Source organism: Vibrio sp. 1978, from assembly GCF_033344345.1.
Map to the genome: position 1 here is coordinate 1 of NZ_JAWPOP010000926.1, position 538 is coordinate 538.

General features: G+C 50.4%; 1 protein-coding gene. It reads right to left on the reverse strand.

The window, feature by feature from the left end:
• A partial coding sequence (locus R8N49_RS29900; RefSeq protein WP_318190804.1) for a RelA/SpoT AH/RIS domain-containing protein occupies positions 1-538 on the reverse strand: 538 nt, incomplete at both ends.

Here is a 538-nt window from a genome sequence, read left to right on the forward strand (position 1 = left end):
TATGACCCTACAAATCCGCTGCCCCATACGGTATCAATGATACGTTCTGGAGCGTGATGACGCAGTTCTTCGAGCTGTTCACAGTCACTGCGGTGCACTGAGATCCCTCGGCCTTGGGTGATGTAACCACAAATGTCATCACCTGGAATTGGCTGACAACAGCGAGCTAGGTGCGTCATTAGGTTATCAACACCTTCTACTACTACCGCGTCTTTTTTCGGCCGACTTTGCGCTGGTGCTTTGTGCTCGGCTTCTTGGAGTTTTTCTAGCGCTTGCTGGTCTTCTTCTTCCGCCGTTGGTTTATTCACCAGTGCATTAATGTGGTTGATGATCTGATTGATACGCAGGTCGCCACTGCCTACACCGACGTAGAGTTCATCCGGCGTGTTGACGTTGAAGCGTTTTAGGGCGTAATGCTCTGCATCTTTTAACGTCGCACCAATCTTCACCAACTCGTGTTCGAGGATTTCACGTCCCGCTTCGAGGTTTTTCTCACGACTCTGTTTACGGAACCAAGCGTTGATCTTCGCACGAGCAC